Source organism: Tumidithrix helvetica PCC 7403 (assembly GCF_965232925.1).
In the GTDB taxonomy this organism is placed as follows: domain Bacteria; phylum Cyanobacteriota; class Cyanobacteriia; order Pseudanabaenales; family Pseudanabaenaceae; genus Tumidithrix; species Tumidithrix helvetica.
Genome location: NZ_CBDDRA010000022.1, coordinates 54456 through 77368 on the forward strand (window position 1 = coordinate 54456; position 22913 = coordinate 77368).

20 protein-coding genes are annotated in these 22913 nt (G+C 46.2%); 9 read left to right on the top strand and 11 right to left on the bottom strand.

The annotated features are described in order from the left end of the window. Window positions 1-10: 10 nt before the first annotated feature. The 7 genes from ACP2WE_RS18945 to ACP2WE_RS18975 all read right to left on the bottom strand — a co-directional run bounded on the left by ACP2WE_RS18945 (window position 11) and on the right by ACP2WE_RS18975 (window position 9841). Window positions 11-391 carry a response regulator gene (locus ACP2WE_RS18945; RefSeq protein ID WP_330485372.1) on the bottom strand — a complete coding sequence of 127 codons (381 nt, stop codon included), beginning with the start codon at window positions 389-391 and terminating at the stop codon, window positions 11-13. 252 nt (window positions 392-643) lie between these two features. Then, window positions 644-2068, bottom strand: a complete 1425-nt coding sequence (locus tag ACP2WE_RS18950) for a sensor domain-containing diguanylate cyclase (protein WP_425217105.1) — start codon at window positions 2066-2068, stop codon at window positions 644-646. 287 nt (window positions 2069-2355) lie between these two features. After that, a complete protein-coding gene (locus ACP2WE_RS18955; protein ID WP_425217106.1) occupies window positions 2356-2733 on the bottom strand; it encodes a response regulator in 378 nt (125 codons plus the stop codon). A 23-nt stretch (window positions 2734-2756) separates the two neighbouring features. Continuing rightward, on the bottom strand, window positions 2757-3041 hold the full coding sequence (locus ACP2WE_RS18960; RefSeq protein WP_425217107.1) for a DUF1816 domain-containing protein: 285 nt from the start codon (window positions 3039-3041) through the stop codon (window positions 2757-2759). Window positions 3042-3350: 309 nt separating this feature from the next. After that, entirely contained in the window at window positions 3351-6935 is a 3585-nt protein-coding gene (locus ACP2WE_RS18965; RefSeq protein WP_425217108.1) for a PAS domain S-box protein, read from the bottom strand. Continuing rightward, the gene (locus ACP2WE_RS18970; RefSeq protein ID WP_425217109.1) at window positions 6928-8940 is read right to left on the bottom strand and encodes a response regulator; all 2013 of its coding nucleotides are present in this window, start codon (window positions 8938-8940) and stop codon (window positions 6928-6930) included. Before ACP2WE_RS18970 ends, ACP2WE_RS18965 begins: the two co-directional genes overlap by 8 nt. Window positions 8941-9007: 67 nt before the next feature. Continuing rightward, window positions 9008-9841 (bottom strand): inositol monophosphatase family protein, encoded by an 834-nt coding sequence (locus ACP2WE_RS18975; RefSeq protein WP_425217110.1) that lies wholly within the window; start codon window positions 9839-9841, stop codon window positions 9008-9010. 191 nt (window positions 9842-10032) lie between these two features. Between ACP2WE_RS18975 and ACP2WE_RS18980 the strand changes: the two genes are divergently transcribed. The 6 genes from ACP2WE_RS18980 (at window position 10033) to ACP2WE_RS19005 (ending at window position 13697) form a co-directional block, all read left to right on the top strand. Further along, window positions 10033-11058, top strand: a complete 1026-nt coding sequence (locus ACP2WE_RS18980; protein ID WP_425217111.1) for a LysM peptidoglycan-binding domain-containing M23 family metallopeptidase — start codon at window positions 10033-10035, stop codon at window positions 11056-11058. 132 nt (window positions 11059-11190) lie between these two features. After that, entirely contained in the window at window positions 11191-11499 is a 309-nt protein-coding gene (locus ACP2WE_RS18985) for a TMEM14 family protein (protein ID WP_425217112.1), read from the top strand. A gap of 274 nt (window positions 11500-11773) precedes the next feature. Beyond that, window positions 11774-12256 carry an allophycocyanin subunit alpha gene (gene apcA / locus ACP2WE_RS18990; protein ID WP_425217113.1) on the top strand — a complete coding sequence of 161 codons (483 nt, stop codon included), beginning with the start codon at window positions 11774-11776 and terminating at the stop codon, window positions 12254-12256. A 65-nt stretch (window positions 12257-12321) separates the two neighbouring features. Then, a complete protein-coding gene (gene apcB / locus ACP2WE_RS18995; protein WP_425217114.1) occupies window positions 12322-12807 on the top strand; it encodes an allophycocyanin subunit beta in 486 nt (161 codons plus the stop codon). Window positions 12808-13042: 235 nt separating this feature from the next. After that, window positions 13043-13246 (top strand): rod-capping linker protein CpcD domain-containing protein, encoded by a 204-nt coding sequence (locus tag ACP2WE_RS19000; RefSeq protein ID WP_330485360.1) that lies wholly within the window; start codon window positions 13043-13045, stop codon window positions 13244-13246. A 268-nt stretch (window positions 13247-13514) separates the two neighbouring features. Further along, window positions 13515-13697: a hypothetical protein gene (locus tag ACP2WE_RS19005; RefSeq protein ID WP_330485359.1), complete on the top strand. Its 183-nt coding sequence runs from the start codon at window positions 13515-13517 to the stop codon at window positions 13695-13697. Window positions 13698-13830: 133 nt separating this feature from the next. Here ACP2WE_RS19005 and ACP2WE_RS19010 read toward each other — a convergent pair whose 3' ends face one another. Together ACP2WE_RS19010 and recA are read right to left on the bottom strand one after the other, a co-directional pair. Beyond that, window positions 13831-14550 carry an HAD family hydrolase gene (locus tag ACP2WE_RS19010; protein WP_425217115.1) on the bottom strand — a complete coding sequence of 240 codons (720 nt, stop codon included), beginning with the start codon at window positions 14548-14550 and terminating at the stop codon, window positions 13831-13833. 38 nt (window positions 14551-14588) lie between these two features. Beyond that, window positions 14589-15698: a recombinase RecA gene (gene recA, locus ACP2WE_RS19015; protein WP_425217116.1), complete on the bottom strand. Its 1110-nt coding sequence runs from the start codon at window positions 15696-15698 to the stop codon at window positions 14589-14591. A gap of 227 nt (window positions 15699-15925) precedes the next feature. Between recA and ACP2WE_RS19020 the strand changes: the two genes are divergently transcribed. From ACP2WE_RS19020 to ACP2WE_RS19030, 3 genes are all read left to right on the top strand, one after another. After that, window positions 15926-16594, top strand: coding sequence for a helix-turn-helix domain-containing protein (locus ACP2WE_RS19020; protein WP_425217117.1), 669 nt, complete (start codon window positions 15926-15928; stop codon window positions 16592-16594). A 215-nt stretch (window positions 16595-16809) separates the two neighbouring features. Then, entirely contained in the window at window positions 16810-18846 is a 2037-nt protein-coding gene (locus ACP2WE_RS19025) for a thioredoxin domain-containing protein (RefSeq protein WP_425217118.1), read from the top strand. Window positions 18847-19872: 1026 nt separating this feature from the next. Then, window positions 19873-20676, top strand: coding sequence for an RNA polymerase sigma factor SigF (locus tag ACP2WE_RS19030; protein WP_425217135.1), 804 nt, complete (start codon window positions 19873-19875; stop codon window positions 20674-20676). Window positions 20677-20755: 79 nt separating this feature from the next. On the opposite strand, the gene atpC is transcribed toward ACP2WE_RS19030, so the two are convergent. Continuing rightward, window positions 20756-21160 (bottom strand): ATP synthase F1 subunit epsilon, encoded by a 405-nt coding sequence (gene atpC / locus ACP2WE_RS19035; RefSeq protein WP_425217119.1) that lies wholly within the window; start codon window positions 21158-21160, stop codon window positions 20756-20758. 106 nt (window positions 21161-21266) lie between these two features. After that, entirely contained in the window at window positions 21267-22697 is a 1431-nt protein-coding gene (atpD, locus tag ACP2WE_RS19040; RefSeq protein ID WP_425217120.1) for a F0F1 ATP synthase subunit beta, read from the bottom strand. Between the last annotated feature and the right edge of the window lie 216 nt (window positions 22698-22913).

The window sequence follows — 22913 nt, forward strand, 5'->3', positions numbered from 1 at the left end:
TTCTTATTTCCTACAGTTGGCTCCAGCCCAGCAATCGATCGACATCTTTGGCGATCTGGAGCGGATCGAAAGGCTTAATAATTAACCCCTCTACACCAAGATGCTTATATTGCAATTGCTCGTTGGGCTGCACTTTTGCCGTGAGAAAAATCACGGGAATCGATGCTGTCAGTGGGTTGCTCTGAAGTTGTTGTAGCGTTTCTAACCCGTCCATCCCCGGCATTGAGACATCTAGTAAAATGGCATCAGGGCGATCGCTTACAGCTTTTTGAATGGCTTCTAGCCCTGATGCCGCAGTAATAGCTTTCCACTTTGCCAATTTTACCAAACAGGCACGCACGACTTCTCGAATGCGTTCTTCATCATCTACCACTAATATTAGCTTAGCCATGATAGCCAACCATTGCTGACTTTATTCCCAGCAATTCAATTCCCTTTGATTATCTTCTCACTTTTAATGGCGATCGCATTGAGATCTATCGATTACTTTGCAAAATATCGAGCTGTAGCTCAGTCGCAAACTTACAGCAAATTAACTTCAAAAGCACCACAGCTAGAAATCCAAAACCCAATGCGGAGCTACGCCCTGCGACCCAGCTTCGTGATAAATTGGCTCGAAAACTGCTGTAGGATCTGATTGTATTTAGCCAATTCCATAAATGCGATCGCGTCCTAACCTCTTGGCTTCATACAGGGCATGATCGGCAAAACCCACCAAAATCATAGGATCGTCCTGGGCAATGGGCATGAGACAAGAGATTCCACAGCTTATGGTCACAAAGCTACTGATAGCAGACCCATCATGAATAATCTCTAATGCTTTGATGTCGTCGCAAATTTGTTTGGCAATATAGCTAGCGCCTTCTATATCGGTATTTGGCAAAATAATTGCAAACTCCTCGCCCCCAAAGCGAGCGGCAAAGTCCGCAGGGCGATGCATAGTCTCTTCGATCGCACTCGCAACCCGCTTTAAACAGCGATCGCCAGCTAGATGACCGTAGATATCGTTGTAGGCTTTGAAAAAATCAATATCGCAAATAATCACCGACAAGACTTGCTGCTCGCGAGCCAGCCGATGCCACTCGTATGCCAAGCGGTTATCAAAGCTACGCCGATTATGGATTTGAGTGAGGTGATCGAAATTACAGAGACGATTTAGTTCTTGATTGGCTTGCTGTAACTGCATATAGAGCGTTGACTGCCGCAGGGCACTTTCTAAGTGAGTATCTATAGATAACAGAAAGTTCACATCCGTACGATGCCACTCACGGGGGCGGACACATGCATGCACCATCAAAAATCCCCATACAGTGACTCTATCTTCGACATTGAAGATCGGGATAATCAGACAGGATTTAATTTGTGCTTGCTCAAAGGCATCGCGAACTTCGCCTAGTAACGCCTCTTTTTGTAAATCGTGAACGATCTCAATGTCCCCTCGTTGGAACTGCTGAAAATGAGCAAAGTCCCCAAAATTTCCTAAGCTGCTGTTGAGCGTTGGGCAAACATTCTCAGCACAGCTTTCAGCCGTTACTCTACCTGTGTTATTGGGTTGCAGACAGTAAATTAAGGTGCGATCGGCTTGTAAAAATTGGCGGATTTCCGCTACGGTTATATTGAGGATGTCCTCTTGATGAATTGAGGCACTAATTTTTAAGATGATGTTTACAAGCGCTATCTCTTGGTTTACTTGCGGTTGTAACGCATCGTGATTAGAGGCGAGACAGCCTGAAAAAATTACATATTGCGGTGCGTCATGGGCGTCCAGCAGTAGCGTTTCTGTCCAGTTAATTTTGACGCGATCGCCTGTGCGGCTTCGCCAATGGTTGGTAGCGTGATAGGGAAAATCTAGGGGATCGAGGGAGGCAAATCGTAACCGAGCAATCTCGGCTTCTTTTGCAGGTAGAAACTTTTCCCAAAATATGCAGCCCTGCACTTCTGTAGAGGAGTACTTAGCGATCGCTTCGCAGGCAGGATTAAAAAAGACAACTCGTCCTTGCAAGTCTACGATCGTCACCAACGTTCCAATGCTCTCTAAAGCCTTGCCTGCAGGGTAATTGCTTAGCATAGGAGTACTTGGCAAAGGAGAAAGGACTCGTAAATGTTCTGTGGAACGGGGATCGATGATAGTTTGCAACGCTGATACCCTCTTTTTATATTGACAGGAGAAATCTTTAAGGCTCGAACAGTTGCCAAGGTTAAATCAATTCGAATTGTGCAAATTTATCCTTACATACCATCGGGCACACAATCTAGAACCGAATAGTTCGTTCCTTTAGATTAGAAAAAAAATCTGGAGAAAATCTGGAGAAAATCTAGAAGATATGTGAAAGAAATATTTGAGCGATCGCTCTCCTAATTCCAACCAAGTAAATGGCAAATCTGGTGTGATATCTCTAGCGGATCGAAGGGCTTAATAATGAGTCCTGCAATACCGAGCTGTTGGTACTGTAATTTTTCATTGGGTTGAACTTTGGCTGTGAGGAAAATCACAGGAATTGATACAGTTCTTGGGTGACGCTGAAGCTGTTGCAACATTTCTAACCCATTCATGTTTGGCATGGAGACATCTAACAAAATGGCATGGGGTTGCCACTCTAAGGCTTTTTGGATTGCCTCCAAAGCTGTTGCCACGGCAATGACTTCCCATTTCGCCAGTTTGGTCAAACACATGCTCACGACTTCTCGAATGCGTTCTTCGTCATCTACAATCAAAATCTTTTTAGCGGTCATGGCAGTAATCAATCCGCTGAATTTTAATCAGCATCGATTAGATCGATATCTACCGTCAGTTGGGATGGCTGAAAGCACTTGATTTCTAAATTTGTTATCGTAGCGCCCTCATGAGTAAGATCTTCTATATATCCCCCATGTAGAGTTTGGGCTTCGCGATCGCTGATAAAAGGACCAAAATAATAAATACAGGCTGGACTTGCCGTGATAATTTTTACCCACCAAGCCAGTCCCAATCGCTCTAAAAATGATGTAAAAAAAATTCTAGTAGGTTCGCCAAAATTCCCCATCAAATCTCTATAAACCATCTCTCATCAACTCCTACTTAAGTCGTTCACTTTTTTAACTTAACAAAGTGAAGTTTTATTTCTAGGTTTATTTGATTGATTACGTTGCAAAGCTTAATACAGCAAGGATATCGTTGAAAAATTTAAAAGAATTTTCCTGTGAGATTTATAGCACAATCCGAAACGAATATGCGATCGATCGTACGAATCCCATCTTTACACACAATCATTCATGCTTGTGCGTTACACCATCGAGACCTGATAAGTCTGTTTGTTGTTCTAGATTAGCTAACAAAGATGGAGAAAGTTTGGAGAAATGCTCTGATGAGACTACGATCTCGTCGGCAAAGCTACAAAAAAGGTGCTTCCTTGTAACCAAGTGCTTTCTGCCCAGATCTGACCGCCATGTTGCTGCACGATCGATTTACAAATCGCCAGCCCTAACCCCGTGCCGCCGCGATCGCGAGAATCAGAGGCATCTACCTGTTGAAACCGACCGAAAATGATTTCGAGCTTATCCGCAGGAATACCCCGTCCCCGATCTTTCACGGAAAAGAGAATGTAAGGAAGTGGAAGGATGGGATTCAGAATTTCTGTACTCTCTTCATTAGGCTCTTCATTTACGACCTCATTGACAACTTCAGCAGCGATCGACACAAAACTGCCTGCGGGTGAGAACTTGATTGCATTACTGAGCAGATTGGTAAATGTTTGAATAATCCGATCGGGCGATACCCAAATTTGAATGGACTGGGAGTGCATCTCCATTTCTAGGCGCAATCCTGCTTCTTGGGCGCTGCTTTCCATAATCTCTAGCGATCGTCGCATCAGGTCAGCGGCATCACAACATTCTCGTAGGAGCGAAATTTTGCCCATCTCTAATTTCTCTAGATCGAGCATGTCATTTACGAGTCGAACCAACCGCTCTGTATCGATTGCAGCAATCTCGATCATCCGTCTCATGGCTTCGGGTTCGTCATCCATCACCCCCGTCACCAGTAGCCCCAGCGAACCGCGTATGGAAGTTAGTGGCGTTCGCAGTTCGTGACTGACAATGGAAATAAACTCATCTTTTAGTTTCTCCACAGCCTGCCGTTGCGTAATATCTTCCCCGATGCCCGTAACACCAATCACTTCACCCTTAGGGTTTCGTAACAGGGTGTTGCTCCAGTTAATAACGATCTCTTTGCCCGTCTTGGTTAAAATCTGACCCTGAAAGGATGGATAGTTTTCCTGTTGGAGATTTTCTTGAAGCCTCTGACGTTGCTCTTGGACGCGATTGGAGGGCACGAAAAAGTCAAACCAGTTTTGCCCGAGTACTTCACTCTCTGTATAGCCTGTCAGTTTCAAAAAGAAGGGATTGACCGCGTTAATAATACCCGTCGTGTCCGAACTCACAACGGCAAGGTTGGTGCTTTCAAACAGCGATCGCCAGCGTCGTTCCGATTCGCGGGTCATCGCTTCCGCCTGCTGGCGTTCTTGGAGTTCGCGACGCAGTTTCTCGTAGAGTTCAGATTGGTTGATCGCGATCGCCAACTGGTTGGAAATTTGTTTGACTAGGTCAATTTCAACCTCTTGCCAGTGGCGAGGAGCGTCGCATTGATGAATGCATAGTAAACCCCATAAACCCTCTCCATTTAGCAGTGGCACAATTAGATTAGCGCGAATCTGGAACTGTGCCAAAACATCTCGATGGCAATCCTGCAATCCCGCATTGTAGATGTCGTCTACGGCTTGAATTCTACCCTGCTGATAATGGATGGCATACTGTTCGCCAAAACAATGATCGTGAATTCTAATCTCTAAAGCGGAGTTAAATCCCTCAAGTACAGATTCGGCAACAAACTCGCCATCGTCAAAATGCGATTCGGGATAGAACTTAAAGATACCGACGCGATCGGCATGCATAAACTTGCGAATCTCCTCCACCGCAGTCTCGAAAACTGTATAGAGGTCGAGGGATTGACGAATGCGTTGGCTAATCTCAAGCAAGAGAGATTCTCGCTCAGCCTGTTGCCTAATCAAGGCTTCTGCCTGTTTGCGATCGCTAATGTCGTTGTTGATCTGCAATACTTTGATCGGTCGATCCAGTTCGTCCGTCTGCAGCACCCAGCGGCTGTCCACTGTAATCGTCGAGCCGTTGCGGCAAGTGTGAATCAGTTCGCCTTCCCAATATCCTTGTTCCATTAGTTCGATTTTAATCTCAGCAAGAGATTGATTGGGAAATTGGGTCTGGAGGAGCGTATGGATGTCTCTGCCTAGCGCCGCTGCTTTCGTCCAGCCATACATATATTCCGCACCTTCATTCCAGAACGTGATCGCATCGTTCATGTCATGGGTCATAATTGTGTCGTGGGCGAGATCTAGCAGTTGTGCCTGCTCTTGCAAGATAATTTGGGAATGCTGCTGATCGATCAAGGTTTCTAGTAAGCGATCGTTCACTTGGGCAAGTTCGGCAGTACGTTCTGCCACCCGCTGCTCCAAGTCAATATTCAATTGTTGCAAAGCCTGCTCTGCCTGTTTGCGCTGGGCGAGTTCTGCTTTTGCTTGCTCAAACAAATCTGCTTGTTGAATGGCAATACTCACTTGGGCTGCGAGCTGCCACAGAAGCTCGATCTCAGAGGCTTGCCATTCGCGAGGTGTCGAACAGTGATGAGCCGCTAATAAACCCCATAATTCATCACCTTTAAGAATGGGAACTACTAAATTCGCCCTGACCTGAAAACTGATTAAGCGTTCGAGATGGCAGGAGGCGAGTCCAGAATTATAGATGTCAGACTTTGCGGTTATGAGACCTTGCCGAAAAGAATCAACGTAGGCGTCACCAAAGCAAGGATCGTCAATCTGAGTTGATAGGATGGGGCTCCAGCCTTCTTCCACAGACTCCACCACAACCGTACCACCCCAATTGGAAGAAAATTGGAAGACGATCACGCGCTCGGTTTGCAGATACTGTCGAACTTCATCTACGGTCGTTTGGAGAATATCTTGCAAATTTAGCGATCGCCGAATGCCCTGCGTCATCTCCATGATCAAGTGCTGTTGTTCGACCTGCTGAATTAGGAGAACCTGCGCTTGTTCGCGTTCCCTTAATGCTTCTTTTTGTTCGCTAATGTCGTAGTTTGTCCCAATCATGCGTAGCGCTTTACCCTCGGCATTGCGTTGCAGAAAAGCATTGGCTTTGAGCGTGCGAATCTTTCCGTCAGGACGTACAATTCTAAATTCAGGATCGTAGTTCTTTTTACCAAGAATTGCCTGCTGAATTGCTGCATTGGCGATCGCGCGATCGTCGGGATGGACTCCAGCTACCCATGCCTGGTACGCACCTGAGAAGTTCGAGCGAGCGATACCGTAAATTTCGTACATCCGATCGTCCCAAATGAGGCGATCGTTGACAATATCCCAGTCCCAAACACCAATCTGGGCAGATTCTAAGGCTAACCTTAGCTGTTCTTCTCTTTGACTCAAAATTTCTAGGGTCTGATTGGCTTGAATTTTCAGGTCTGCTACCTGACGCAGAAGTTCCACCTGTTTGAACGCTCTATCCAAGGCTTGATGCAACTTGTCAGCCGTTATGGTTGACTTATTTAGGTATTGTTGCACGTTCTGTTGGGGCAACTGCCCTGCCAGTTCCTCATTCCCCTGCCCTGTGAGATAAACAACAGGTAGATCTGTTTTGGGGCTTTGTTGTTGTAAGTTCTGAATAAATTCCAGCCCATTTGTATCTGGAAGTAAATAGTCCAACAAAATCGCATCAGGCAAAAATAAGCGATATTGTTCTAGCCCCTCTTCTCCTGTTTCCGCTTCCAAAACAGTGTAGGTATAGAGATCGTCTTGCTGTAGGTAGCGACGCAGCATTTCTCTGTCTTCTAGGCTATCTTCCACGATCAGAACGGTACGTGACACTTTAATCATGGCTATCCTTTCCTTCAGTACTGTAGTTGCTCGATGAGGGTTGTTCCATGAGGGTTGACATCAATTGCTGACGCCGAATTTGCCCAGGTTCTAAACGATTGAGCACGCGAGCGATTAACTCTGGCTCTAGAATAGGTTTGCGAATGTAATCATCTCCTCCTACGGCAAATGCACGGACAATGGTTTCTGCTTCATGGTGCGCGGTGAGGAACAAAATCGGCAAGTTGCCCCATTTGGCATCATTGCGCACGACCTGACAGAGGTCGATGCCACTATATCTTGGCATTTCTATATCTAAAATTAGCAGATCGGGAATTGTGCTGGTCAGGACTTCCCAAAAACGGGCTGGATCGGGCAGAAACGTTACCTGCAATCCCCAAGGTGAGAGCAAAACCGATAACCGATGCCCGATCGCCAGATCGTCATCCACAATCATTACCTTGCCTACCATGGCGCGATCGCCTTGATGCTCCTGTACGTTTGCTTGTCTGAGCGAAGATTGAATCGCCCCAAAAATTGGATCTAAAGCAATGGGCTTTTGTAGAAATGCCCGTGCGCCTAAACGCGCCGCTGCCACCCGATCGGATAGACTGTCTCGTCCTGTAAAAACTAGTACAGGAATCTGAGGGTATTTTTGCTGTAGGATTCCCAGCCAAGTCAACCCATCTTCTTTGCTATCGCCAAAGGTCAAATCCAGCAAGATCGCATCGGGTAAATTGCGCTCAAGTGTTTGTTGAGCGATCGCTAGACTTGCAGCTACTTCAATCCGAAGCGATCGCGAACTAGCCTCGGTCATTAACCTTACCGTTAAGAGATCGTCATCATCCACAACTAGCACCAAGGGCATTTTTTGAGGATCGATCGCTTCCTCGCCCCCGTCATGGGGAGGGAGATCGAAAACAGGTTCTTGCTTGAGTTCTTGCTTTAGCTTCGCAACCAACTGAGATATCTGCTCGATCTCTAGCACGCATAAATGGAGATTGGAACCCAACAAATCTTCAATCTGTCTCGCCAACACAGACCCCTGCGGGAAGCCATAGACGCCTAACGAACCAATCAACTTATGAACGGTCTGTTTTGCCGATTGCCATAACTCGGTCGTTAAGTTGCCATACTGTATTGCTACGATCGCCCGATCGAGGAGGGCAATCTGTTCGCCAAAGGAATCTTTAAACTGTTCCCAAAGCTCTAGCATCATGGCATGAGCTGCGATCGCTCCATCCAATTCCTTCTTGGTTTCCCGCTCCTCCATCTTCTCTTGTGGTGGGTGCTGCGCAGCAGGCTCTTCCTGTTTTGATGGGGAGGTGGAATGATGGGGAGGATGGTTTGCCTCTAGGGGGCGAAGGCGATAGCCAAAGCCATACATGGTCTCAATCAAATCCTGCGTCGCTCCCGCAGCCTTTAACTTTTGCCGAATCGCTTTAACGTGGCTGCTAATCGCGCTTTCCGTTGGAGTTTCCTCCATTTCCCAAAGGCGATCGATCAAGGCAGCTCGACTAAAAATTCTGTGGGGATTTAGCAAAAGTAGCTCCAAAATGCCATACTCCTTAGGCGTTAGGCGTAATACCTGCTCTCTATAGCGAATCTCATTTGCCCCACTGTCAAGCTGCAAGTTCTCCCAAGTCACGATCGAAGAGATCGTCGTTTTACCCCGTCGTAGTAAAGCTCTGATTCTTGCTAGCAGTTCTGGTAGATTGAACGGCTTGACCATATAATCATCCGCCCCAGCATCTAGACCCATAATGCGATCGCTAACTCCATCCTTTCCCGTTAACAACAAAATCGGGGTCTGACAGCCCTGCGTCCGCAGTCGTTTGCAAACGCTGATTCCATCTAGCTCGGGAATGCCCACATCCAGCAAAACCAAGTCGTATTCAAATTGTTCTGCTAAACCTATTGCCGAATGCCCATCGATCGCTACCTCGACGGTATAGTGACGAGTAGTTAGTGCATTCTCAAGCATCGTGCGAGTTGCTCGATCGTCTTCAACCAATAAAATTCTCACAGTGATGTTAGGTTGCTCTGAGCATGTGGGCGTGCGTTACTCCAAATCATCGTAACAGAATCAGAGACTACCTTCCCATTGGGAACTTGACCTGTAAAGGTTTCACGAGAGCGAGTTCGGCAATCATTTGAGCCTGCAAGTAACCATTTGTCGCCAAAATTCTGCCCGACTTGAGTATTGGTTCGCTGCCGTCATAGGCTGTCACCTTGCCACCTGCTTCTCTCACCAAGACAACACCTGCGGCTAAATCCCATACCGATAAACCGCGTTCCCAATAGCCATCCAAGCGTCCACTGGCAACATAGGCAAGGTCTAAAGCAGCCGCTCCACCTCGGCGCACGCCATGGGTTAAATGGGTAAAGTGGCAAAATTCCGCATAGTTGTTGTCGTCTGTACGGGTGCGATCGTAGGCAAAGCCCGTCACTAAAAGGCTATGACTCAGCTCTGTCGTACTAGAAACATGAATTGGACGACGATCGCAGGTTGCGCCCAATCCAGTTGCTGCCCGAAACAATTCATCGTGGAAGGGATCGTAAATTGCTCCCACAAAGGGTATGCCGTCGATCAGCAAGCCTACGGAGACTGCCGAAAAAGGGTATTGGTGAGTAAAATTTGTGGTACCATCTAGCGGGTCAACTGCCCATAGATATCGACTGTCTGGATTGCCGATCGCGCCAGATTCTTCCGCCAAGATACCGTGATCGGGGAAATGACGTTTGAGTACGCTTAAAACTGCAATTTCAGCCTGTTTGTCTGCGATCGTCACCAAATCTCCTGGTTGCTTTTCTTCGATTTCCTTCAGCTTGCCCCAAAACGACTTAAGCACCGCCCCACCCGCGCAGGCAGCTTCTGTAGCGATATCTAAAAAAATTTGCAAGCGATCGCTATTCTCAGAGTTCATAATTTCGCAACCATAATGTTGAAACAATCTACTTGAATATTACATAGACCCTAGGTTAACTCAGAAAATAAATCAGCAAAAATCAGCATTTGGGCGAGTTGACGAATGCGATGAATTGCAGGATTATCTATGGCTGTTAGGTGAAGAATGTAGCGTTAAAATTTTGCCTGCAAGTTTTGTCTGAATTTTTTATGGGTTTCTGGAAGTTGTTCGCTTCCTCCCCCAACCATCGTCGCATTCTTAGTGTCATCGTGTTATTTGTGAATCAAAAAAACAAACTAGGGACAAAGAGCGCTCTTTGCCTATCAGGACTTGTTGCTACATTCATTTCATTAGCAAACCTCCCCGCCGCTTTTGCAAGCAGTGCTGTAACTTCTACCGAGCCCCCTATCGATCAAGACGCAGAGGCATTGTGCGGCAAGCCTGTCCTTGCCGACTTAAAACAACATAAAGTGCAGTCAGGCGAGACCCTAGAGAGCATCGCCAAAAAATACGAACTAACTACAGCTACACTGATGGGGCTCAATCCCAGCGTTCGGGACGGCAGCGTACAGGTTGGTCAAACCATCGCAATTCCATCCATGGACGGAATCTCCTATCGATTTGCAAATGAGGAAACCTACAAAACCGTTGCCAAAAAATTTGGACTGAGAGCTGATGTGCTATTTGAACACAACGGCTGCCAAAATCACCCTAAAGTCGTGTTTGTGCCTGGCGCAGTTTGGAAGCCAGATCCAGTGGCAATACCATCCTATATTGCGAGAGGCGATGGGATCGTCATGGATACAGGTGGTTATCCACTTCCCTACTCCGTACCCGTTACCTCCAACTATGGCTGGCGGACAAACCCCGTGACAGGTGAATGGACGTTTCATAGTGGCATCGACTTAGGTGCGCCGATGGGAACGCCCGTACTAGCTGCAACATCAGGCAGAATCGAGTTTGCGGGTTGGGCAGGCGGTTACGGCAATATGGTGGAAATTATTCAGGGTTCCTCAGGTACTCGCTATGCCCACTTAGCAGCCATTTATGTGTCTGAGGGGCAAAATGTGGCAAGAGGACAGCAAATCGGTATTGTAGGTTCCACAGGTCGCTCTACAGGGCCGCACTTACATTTTGAAATTCTTGCACCTACAGCAGATGGCTGGGTAGCCTTCGATCCTGCACCCTATCTCAACCGACTGGCTTCTGCGATTCGAGATATTGTGACGCTATAGGCTTGCGAACCATAGCTTTGTAAACTTATGTAAACAAGCTCAAGTATCTACTCAAGCTGTCGAGACAGTTCGATAGCATTTTTCTGGATACCCATGGTTTAGATAAATTCAGAGTTGGATACTTAAAAAATTATGAGCGTAAGCATTGTGGCAACAGCCGCCTATGGGGTCTTGGCGATCGCAGGCGGCATCTTTGGTTATGTCAAAAGTCAAAGCAAAGTCTCGATGATCTCAGGCAGCATTAGTGGGGTCGGACTGTTGGTCGCTGCGGTATTACAATGGCAGGGTCAAGGCTGGGCAAAGTTTTTGGGTCTAGCGATCTCGGCGTTGCTAGTGCTGGTGTTTGCTGTGCGCTTGGTGAAAACGCGCAAGTTTATGCCTGCGGGAGTCATGATCGTTGCGGGTTTGGCTGCGATCGCGGCAATGCTCGTGCCCACTTAAACTTCAGCAAATTTGTAGGTAGAGATTACCTAAAAGAAGGTTTTTAGACAAACTTCTTTGGGTTGTTACATACAAAACAAAAATGTTAAGAAGTGTTATGAAAAAAAGCTCCTGTACAACGCAATGTATCAAAATACTCATGTGATTATTGATTTGTAAAACTGAATCTCCGTAGTAGAGATTTATCCCTTTGGGGTAAGTCTTGTCTATGAAGGGTCATCACATTAACTAACTGGTTTTCATTCTCAATTTTTAGATTGGAGGAAATAATTAAATGAGTGTAGTCACGAAATCTATCGTGAATGCTGATGCTGAAGCTCGTTACCTCAGCCCCGGCGAACTAGATCGCATCAAAGGATTTGTTGCCTCAGGTGCACGTCGTCTGCGTATTGCTCAAACCTTGTCAGAATCACGCGATCGCATTGTTAAGCAAGCTGGCGATCAAATGTTCCAAAAGCGCCCTGACCTAGTTTCTCCCGGTGGCAGTGCCTACGGCGAAGAAATGACAGCTGCTTGCCTCAGAGACTTAGACTACTACCTACGCCTCGTTACCTACGGAATCGTTGCTGGTGACATCACCCCAATCGAAGAAATTGGTTTGGTGGGTGCTAAGGAAATGTACAAGTCTTTAGATGTTCCCCTTTCTGGGCTAGCTGAAGGTTTTCGCGGTTTGAAGAGTGTAGCTTCTGGTTTGTTGTCTGGTGAAGATGCTGCTGAAGCTGGTTTTTACTTTGACTATCTCATCGGCGCGCTGTAATAGTTTCCCAAAACCATTCAACTCTTTGACACAACTTACTAACTAAATTAGAAGATATATCAAAAATGCAAGACGCTATTACCTCTGTTATCAACTCTTCTGACGTTCAAGGTAAGTACTTGGACGCTGCCGCTCTCGAAAGACTAAAAGGCTACTTTGCAACTGGCGAACTCCGCGTTCGTGCTTCTGCAACCATCAGCACCAACTCTTCCACCATCATCAAGGAAGCTGTTGCTAAGTCTATGCTGTACACCGATGTTACCCGTCCTGGTGGCAACATGTACACAACCCGTCGTTATGCAGCTTGCATCCGCGACCTAGACTACTACCTCCGCTATGCTACCTATGCCATGCTGGCTGGCGACGCATCCATCCTAGATGAGCGCGTACTCAACGGTCTCAAAGAAACCTACAGCTCTTTGGGCGTCCCTGTTGTTACCACAATTCAAGCTATTCAAGCTATCAAAGAAGTAGCTGCTAGCTTGGTTGGTTCTGAAGCTGGTAAGGAACTTGGTGTTTATCTCGACTACATCAGCTCTGGTTTGAGCTAGTTTTTCGGGCTAACAGTAAGGGCGGTGGAATTAAAAAGCTTATGTTAAGGTGTTGCAGGCTAAATTATTTGGCTTCAATGTTTTAACCTAGGATTTCTGATTCCCCGCCTAATTTGTGAAGGTAGCTCAATCGGCTCATATAGCTAGATATGTTTATATAACTAGACATTAAGGGCAGTAATTTTTTTGAGAATTTGATATTAATTTTTAATCAACTCTAAAGGAGAGTACCGCTATGCGGATGTTTAAGATCACAGCTTGCGTCCCAAGTCAAACCCGCATTCGCACCCAACGCGAATTACAAAACACCTTTTTTACCAAGCTAGTACCTTTTGACAATTGGTTTGCCGAGCAGCAACGCATCATGAAAATGGGTGGAAAAATTGTCCAAGTTCGTCTAGCTACTGGAAAATCTGGCACAAATACTGGCCTGCAATAATCTTCGGCTTTTCTACATTCTATTTCCCTCATAAATCTAGTCACATTGCTTACGGTGTAGGCTTAGTGAGTAAGTAGGTTGAATACCCTTTTGAGCGATCTTTAAAAATCGCTCTTTAGGCATATCTACTTATTGTGTAGCTATGATACATTTTAGTTATTCTTAAACTATTATTACGTTAGACATAACCTTGTGTTGGATATGTGCATACCTAAAGTTTAAGTTCCAACGACAACCTAGTCATGGCTGACCAAGAGGAGTAAAACACATGAGCGATTTATCCATTGAAAAGCAGTTTGTGCACACCATGTTTTGCCAGCAAGTTCAAGATCTAGATCTAGACTCAGCGAAAAAATTACTGACCGATCTGCATTTACTCTATCTTGGGCAGCAAAGTATGTTTGCCAAGATGGCAAAACAAGATATGAAAGATATGTTTCGGGGGATCTAAAGCTATCCAATAGCTTTTGGCTTTGAGGCTATATTGAATCTGTATATCCATAGGGGCAACTTGTTAGTCGCCCCTATTTGATTAAAGTGGTTTCGTCCAGTTTTTAAGCTTAATCAGAAAAAATTAGAAGCTTTTAACTGTTTAAGACAATCTCGACCGCAGACATCAGATTGGGGTGAATCTGGCTGGGTTGGTGCAGTTCTAGTTGCGTCCGATCGCGAATTCCCGAAAGAATCCCAATCGTCGTCACGTTAAAACTCCTGCCAGCAATAATATCTGCCTCTGTGTCGCCCACCATCCACTGATATTCGACGGGAGATAGGGTCGCGATCGCCCGTTCCATCAGTTTGGGTTTGTCTTTGGTGTCCCCTGTCTTGATGTAATCATTGCTGAGGCAGAACCTGTGGCTAGGTGGAAAAAATCTTTCCAAATTATATTGCTCTAGCACGGGCTCAAGTTCGCGGACGCGGCGCATGGTCATGACGGCAAGTTCGACACCTGCTTGTTGGGCTTTTTCGAGGGCAGCGATCGCCCCCTCAATGATGCAATCGTACTGAAAATAAGGCTCGGTATGCACGATTTCGCGACGCAATTGCGCAAAGGTTTTAGATTGCCCCGATTCCAGCAGTCCAGATTTGATGGCAATCTCGATTTCAGGCACCTGCGATCGCTTGAACGCCCAAAACTCAGCTTTAGTTAAAGGCGTCACGACCTGATCGGGTTGCTTTACTTTATCGAGACAGAGTTGATAAACGCGGAAATAGCGTTCGGACACATCCACGATGGGGCCGTCAAAGTCAGTAAATAGGCGCTTTGCTTTAGAGGTATTAGATAGTGAAGTGTTTAATGACATGATTCGTCTTTTAAGCATTGGCTAGATCGGGAGGCTGCCTAAAATTCCTCGCCGATAACTTCAATGTCTTCCTCATCGTCGTCGCTAGGGGCTACGGTTGTGGCAGAAACAGGGACACCTGCTGCGAGTTTCTCCCGTACCAATTTTTCAATTTCATCGGCAAACTCAGGATTTTCTTCCATATGTTTGATCGTGTTATCGCGCCCCTGAGCGACATTTTCGCCTTTATAGCTATACCACGCGCCTTTACGCACGATGATATTCATTTCTTCGGCGAGATCGACTAAGCATCCTTTTGTAGAAATACCTTTACCAAAGATGATGTCAAACTCAGCAATGCGGAAGGGGGGAGCGACTTTATTTTTGGCGACTTTGACTTTAGCGCGGTTGCCATACTCTTCGGTACCTTTTTTTAGGGTTTGAATGCGGCGAATATCGAGGCGAACCGAAGCATAAAACTTGAGAGCCATCCCCCCCGTTGTGACCTCAGGTGAACCGTAGGAAATCCCAATTTTTTGACGCAACTGGTTTAAAAACACGACAATGCAGTTAGAGCGTCCGACATTGGCTGTAATCTTTCGTAGGGCTTGGCTCATGAGACGGGCCTGTAAGCCAACGTGAGAGTCACCCATTTCTCCTTCGATTTCAGCACGGGGGACTAGCGCGGCAACGGAGTCGATCGCGATGATATCGACTGCCATCGAACGCACGAGGTTATCGACAATTTCTAAAGCCATTTCGCCAGTGTCGGGCTGTGAGACCAACAGGTTCTCAATATCTACCCCAATTCTGGCAGCATAGGTGGGATCGAGAGCATGTTCGGCATCGACAAACGCCGCGACGCCACCCAGTTTTTGGACTTCTGCGATCGCATGTAGCACTAACGTGGTTTTACCCGAACTCTCAGGTCCATAGACCTCAATCACACGACCTCTAGGTAAACCGCCTCCTAGAGCCAAGTCAAGGGTAAGCGCTCCTGTAGGGACTGTCTCTACTTTCATCCCTACGGCATCTCCTAGCCGCATAATCGAACCTTTGCCATGATCTTTTTCTATTTTCTGTAAAGCGACTTCAAGGGCTTTCTTCTTTTCTGGACTGATGCCGACAGATTTAGCTGGATTCTTTGCAGAGTTAGATTTTGGTGCCATTGCGGTTAGGATTGCAGTAGTGGGTGGGTTTCTGATTATGATTATGACCGATGCGATCGCATGTCAAGGATAAAACGTCAAAGCTCAAGGTATCTATAAGGATATTCTTTAACTTTATGTTTTAAGTTATTAAAGACAATGCGTATTGTAGATCGTAAATTTGATTATCGTACGCATATCAAAACATTTTAGCAGTTCTATCAAAATTTGCGATCGCTTCTAATTTCATGACATCTAGTTCTTTACAGTCCGATCCAACGGTTTACACGCAGCAATTACGGCAGCTCATGCAGGCTGTGGGAATTGATAGTTTTCGAGTTTTGGCAGAGCAGTCACAATTGTCGAGGCGTGCGGTTGACACAATTCGGCAAGGCAAAGCCGAGACTTTAAAATATCAGGATCTATTGCGTCTCAGTCAAGTCTTACAAATTAGCTTGTCCGACCTCATGGCAAGTTTCAGAAGTTTGCCGAGTAGTGTACCTGATGTACCCCAACCATCGATTACAACGGATGAAATTCACGCTGAATATGAGCGATTGAAACAACAGCTAGAACAGCAATGTCAGTTACTGCGATCGGAATTTCAACAGGAAAGCTTGCAAATATTAGAATCCTTATTGCTACAACTACCTACGGCAGCCCATGCCGCCCAGACCAATGCCACAATGCCAGCCCGAAATTTGTTGCCTTTGCTGCGTCCGATCGATCGCTTGCTAAAACATTGGGGAATTACAGCGATCGCTGAGGTGGGTGCAGAAATTGCCTACGATCCGCACAAACATAAACTGGATGAAGGGGGTGATGCTGAGATCGGAGCGCCTGCGATCGTGCGCTATGTCGGTTACGAGCAGGGGGAAAAGTTACTGTACCGAGCCACAGTAAGACTAAAGACTTAACGCAGAAAAATTAGCATAATGAATAATTAATGTAACCTCTAGGTTCAGGCGCGATCGCCCCTTCAATCCTCAATCCTTATGCCAATTTCCACGGAAATTGCCACAGATCGGGATTTGAGTTCCGTGCCTAGCGCAGTCTTTCAAAAGAGCTGCAACGCAGTTTTCCTGAAAACAATATTCAATTCACCCTTATCGCAACGCTACTTGGTCATGTCATGCCCAACCATCTCGCTCAATCTCAAAGCCTATATTTACGCAAACATGCTGAAAACCCGATCGATTGGTATCCTTGGGGCGATCGGGCTTTAGAGAAGGCGCGATCGCAGGACAAGCCGATTTTTCTCTCGATTGGCTACTCCAGTTGTCACTGGTGTACGGTGATGGAGCATGAGGCATTTTCAGACAGCATGATCGCGGACTATATGAACGCTCATTTTGTGGCGATCAAAGTCGATCGCGAAGAACGTCCAGACCTTGACAGCATTTATATGCAAGCGATTCAGATTATGGGCGAACAAGGGGGATGGCCGCTGAATTTGTTTCTGGCTCCAGACGATCTCGTGCCTTTTTTTGGGGGCACATACTTTCCGATCGAGCCTCGCTACGGTAGACCAGGATTTTTAAAGGTTTTACAGTCGATCGTCCAAATTTATCGAGGGCGGTATCAAGAGATTCAAACCTTTAAAGGTCAAATTATCAGTAACCTCACCGCCGTAAATCAACTGAGTTCCGTACCGACCCTCAACGACGATACCCTATTTACAGGAATTGCCAAATGCGCCGAAGTTGTGGTTAGCCGCACGCAGGGAACTTGCTTCCCCATGATTCCCTACGCCGATCTGATACTAAGAGCTAGCCGATTTGAAGCCTTGAATGACGAACTTCAAGCTAAAGCAAGGCAACGCGGCTTAGATCTCGCCTTGGGTGGCATTTTCGATCACGTCGCAGGGGGATGGCATCGCTACACCGTTGACCCTACTTGGACAGTTCCCCATTTCGAGAAAATGCTCTATGACAACGGGCAGATCGTGGAGTACTTGGCAAATCTATGGGCTTCGGGCTTGCACGAACCCGCCATAGAACGAGCGATCGCGAAAACAGCGACTTGGTTGCAACGGGAAATGTTGACAGAGGAGGGCTATTTTTATGCCTCTCAAGACGCTGATAGCGAAGGCAAAGAAGGAAAGTTTTGGGTTTGGAGCTATGGGGAGTTGCGAAAGCTATTCAGTGACTCCGAACTGCAAGCATTGATGGAAGCCTTTACGATTACAGCGAATGGTAACTTTGAGGGCTTAAATGTTTTACAGCGTCGCCGTTCTGGGCAATTGCCGGGCATGGTGGAAACCTGTCTCGAACGCCTGTTTCGTTGTCGCTATGGGGAATATTCTCGTCCTACGGATGCTTTTCCAGTGGCACGCAGCTTAGAGGATGTCAAAACAATCGAGTGGGCAGGACGAGTTCCACCTGTTACCGACACCAAGATGATCGTGGCTTGGAACGCTCTGATGATTTCGGGTTTGGCAACCGCCTATCGCGTATTACGCCAAGATCTCTACAAACAACTAGCAGTAAATGCCGCTGACTTTATCTTGCAAAACCAATGGATAGACGATCGCCTGCAACGTCTCAACTACAACGGTCACCCTCTGGTCTCCGCTCAGTCAGAGGACTACGCGCTGTTAATTAAAGCACTGCTAGATTTGCAGCAAGCTTGCCCAGAGCTGGGCGATCGCTATCTGGCAAAAGCCAAATATTTGCAAGCAGAATTCGATCGCTACTTTTGGGATCGCAAGTCGGGTGGTTACTTCAATACGGCAAGCGATCGCAGTAAGGAGTTGTTAATGCGCGAACGCAGCTACCAAGACAATGCCACACCATCGCCTAATGGCATCGCGATCGCCAATTTAATTCGACTGGCTCTGTTAACCGAAAATCTTGAGTACCTCAATAAAGCCGAATTTGCTCTAAAATCCTTTGGCCAAGCGATCGTGAATAGTCCGATTGCCTGTCCGAGCCTGCTAACTGCCCTCGACTGGTTTCGCAACCATACCTTAGTCCGTACTACGGTCGAGCAATACACCCAATTACAGCCGCAATACCATCCCTTAACCCTATTCAAAATTGCCGACGACTTACCCTCACCCGATACCCTTGCCCTAGTCTGTCAGGGATTTACCTGTTTTGAACCTGCCACGAGTGTGGAAATGTTGCAATGGCAACTGTCTGGAAGTCAAACCCGCATTCACAGCTAATTAACTTTGCCGCAAAGGCACTGCTGATTATAAAGGAATGATTTCTGACTACGATCCAGATCTGGCAGCATTTTCGCGTTCCTATTTTGCATGAGAATTACTGCTGCTACAACATCTTTGATCATTTTCTTCAGGACAAAGTATGATCGGTTGATACAGTTTTGGCTTTAGTAAGTCACCTAGGGTGTTTTCGGTGTTGTTTGTCTTTCTTCACTACACTGAAGTGCGACATAGCTGGGATTGGCTTTACTACTTTGGGTTTCTAACAAGATCTTGTTAGAGACCTATGTTGCGTCAGTTAATACTTAATTTCGAGTCGGTGGGGCAATCATTCAGAGCTTTTAGGAAAGCGTTTAGAATTAAATTTTTTTGAATCTGAGCATTTGGCTTAACTGAAGCCTCTGATTGAGTTTTATTTTACGAACAGCTTAACGAATGTTGTATGTGTAGCTGAGGAAAGTACAGATGCTACCAAATCATCAAGATACTCAAGGTAGTCAAGTACTAGGGTTGATTAAATCCTATCAAGACTTACCGTCTGCCAAGCTACAAAAGCAATTGGTAAAATTGCACATCGGGTTGGTGCATACCGTCATCGACTGCTTACCCAATCAAGCCGATCGCGAAGACAAAGATTTACTCAAAGCAGGATCGAGCGGTTTAAAACAGGCATTTAAAGAATACGACCTCCAGTCCGATCAAGATTTTCAGTATTTTGCTGTCTTACACATTCATAAGCATATTCAAGTTTTTTTAAAAAAGCAGTCTACTGAAATTGAAGTACCCAAAGCACATGCCGAGGACGATCGGTCTGACTTCTGTGAAATTTCCCCTGAAGCTGTCCAGCATTATGAGACGCAAGCATTACAACAGCAACCCAAATATCAGAGCTTTCGGTTAGCGAAAGAAGATACTGAAGTCTTACAACAGGTTTTACGTAACCTTGAAGAACGGGCACTCAAAAAAACTGAATCAAAATCTGAGCCGATTCTTGAATTAAAATCTGAACCAATACCTGAATTAAAAATTGCGAGATCTAAAACAAAAGCTGACACCGATGACACGACTGCTTCTGGGCAACTCAAGCAAGAAACCCTAGAGCTATTACAGTCCTATCGCCAACAACCTACGCCCCAACTCCGCAATCGCTTGGTCAGTCTCAATCTGGGGCTAGTTAGAAAAGAGGCATATCACTGGGTTAACCAATGCACAGAAGGGTTTGAAGATTTAATGCAGGTGGGCTCGATTGGCTTGATTCGGGCGATCGAGCGGTTTGATATGGAAAGGGGGCATGCCTTTAGCTCCTTTGCCGTGCCCTATATTCGGGGCGAGATTCAGCATTATCTGCGGGATAAAAGTCCAACGCTGCGCGTTCCGAGAAGTTGGCTGACCATTTACAACCAAGCTTGCAAAGTCATTCGCGAACTGCGCATAAACTTACGTCGCGAACCCTCTGACCTAGAAATTTCCAAGGCTCTAGACATTCCACTCACTGAGTGGCAAGAAATTAAATTAGCCTGCCAAAATCGCGCCCCCATTAGTCTCGATACGCCGATTGGGGATGGCGATGAGGATTCGACCTTGGGCGACTTGATGACCGATACAAAATATCGCAGTTTTCAATTGGCGCAAGAAGATAACATGCGGTTGCAGCAAGCTCTCGATCTCTTAGAAGATCGGACGCGCCAAATTGTGGAATTTGTCTTTCTTAAGGAGTTTACCCACCGAGAAGTTGCAGAAACCTTAGGAATTAGTGTCGTAACTGTTTCTCGACAAGTAAAAAAGGGGCTGAGTCTGTTAAAAAACATCATGACCACCCCTTTAGATTAATATTTAAATTTAACGTATCGTTGGCTGAGCGGAGGTCAGTGATTGATGTCAAACTGAGCCGAAGCCAACTACTAATGAACTACAGAGGCGCTGTTGCTTGCAAGCGAGCGCGAGCAGTTTTCACAGCCTGTTCGGCTTGAATTTTTCCTTGCTTATCGTCTTCTTTAAGCGATGCAAGTTTTTGCTCGGCGGCAGTAAGCTCGTTGCGTGCAGTTTCGGCATCGATGTCTTTGCCAGCTTGTGCGCTTTTGACGAGGATCGTGACTTCATTGTCTTCGATTTCAGCAAATCCACCTGTTAGCGCGATCGCTGCCCAAGCCTTGTCTTGTCGATAGCGCAGCACACCAATATCAAGGGCTGTGACCAAAGGAGCGTGATTGGTCAAGATACCAAGTTGTCCAGTCGTGCTTGGCAAGATAACTTCTTCAGCCTTAGCATCGAGAACAGTGGAACCTGGGGAAATAATTTTTACAGTTAATGTCATATTTCAGTTGTCAGTTGTCAGCGATCGGTCGATGTCGCGATCAGTTGCCAGTGGTTTGTATGAAACTTACACCGACAACTGACTGGGAATCTGAATCTGAATCAAACTAGGCGGATTTCATCTTTTCAGCTTTAGCGATCGCTTCTTCGATGTTACCTACTAGGTAGAATGCTTGCTCGGGTAGCTCGTCTAGCTCACCAGACAAGATCATCTTAAAGCCCTTGATGTTTTCTTCGAGGGTGACGTACTTACCAGGCGAACCTGTAAACACTTCCGCGACAAAGAAAGGCTGAGACAAGAAACGCTCGATCTTACGCGCTCTTGCGACAACAACGCGATCGTCTTCAGACAATTCATCTAAGCCTAAAATTGCGATGATATCTTGCAGCTCTTTGTAACGTTGCAAGGTTTGTTGCACCGCACGGGCTGTTTCGTAGTGCTCAGCACTGACGATGTTTGGTTGCAACATCGTTGACGTAGAATCCAGTGGATCGACCGCAGGATAAATACCCTTAGATGCCAAACCGCGAGACAACACGGTGGTTGCGTCAAGGTGGGCAAAAGTGGTTGCAGGGGCTGGGTCAGTTAAGTCATCCGCAGGTACGTAAACAGCTTGTACAGAGGTAATCGAACCATCTGTGGTACTGGTAATGCGCTCTTGCAGATCGCCCATTTCAGTTGCCAGTGTTGGCTGATAACCTACAGCAGAAGGCATCCGACCGAGTAGTGCAGATACTTCAGACCCAGCTTGGACAAAGCGGAAAATATTGTCAATAAACAGGAGCACGTCTTGCTTAGAAACATCACGGAAGTATTCTGCCATGGTTAGAGCAGACAGCCCCACACGCATTCTAGCTCCGGGGGGCTCATTCATCTGACCGTAAACAAGAGCGAGGTATTGCAGCACACCTGACTCTTTCATTTCGTTGTAGAGGTCGTTTCCTTCACGGGTACGCTCGCCTACACCACCAAATACAGACACCCCTGAGTGCTTCTTCGCAATGTTGTTGATTAATTCTTGAATTAATACAGTTTTGCCAACACCAGCACCACCAAATAAACCGATCTTGCCACCCCGACGATAGGGAGCGAGCAAGTCAATGACCTTAATGCCAGTCTCAAAGGTCGAAGGCTTGGTTTCTAAGCTGGTAAATGCGGGAGCCGGACGGTGGATTGGGAAAGTTTCTTTCGTATCGACAGGGCCCAACTCATCAATGGGCTCACCTAGGACGTTAAAAATACGTCCTAGGGTAGCATTGCCTACAGGAACTTGAATGGGAGCGCCTGTATCTTTTGTTTCCATGCCACGAATCACACCATCTGTGGTGCTCATTGCTACAGCACGAACGCGGTTGTCACCTAATAATTGTTGGACTTCGCAAGTGACATTGATATCCTGCCCTGCTTCATTCTTCCCTGAAATGACGATGGCGTTATAGATTTCAGGCAGCTTGCCGTTGGGAAATTCCACATCGACAACAGGACCGATAATTTGGGTAATGTACCCTATGTTTGCTTTCTCTGCAGTTTGTACCATGCTTGCTGATTACTCCAGCCCTTTAACTCAAGTTGAATAAATGGAAACTCGTTCAAGATTCTTTACTAATGATTAAAATATCATTTTATGGTGACGCAGAAATTAAACCCTGACATTTTCTCGTTGCGCAAACTTGCGCCCATATTGTGAATCTTTAATCTTTGATTTGACGCAGAGTATAGACTCGAAGAATTCAAAATAAGAATTCAAAACAAT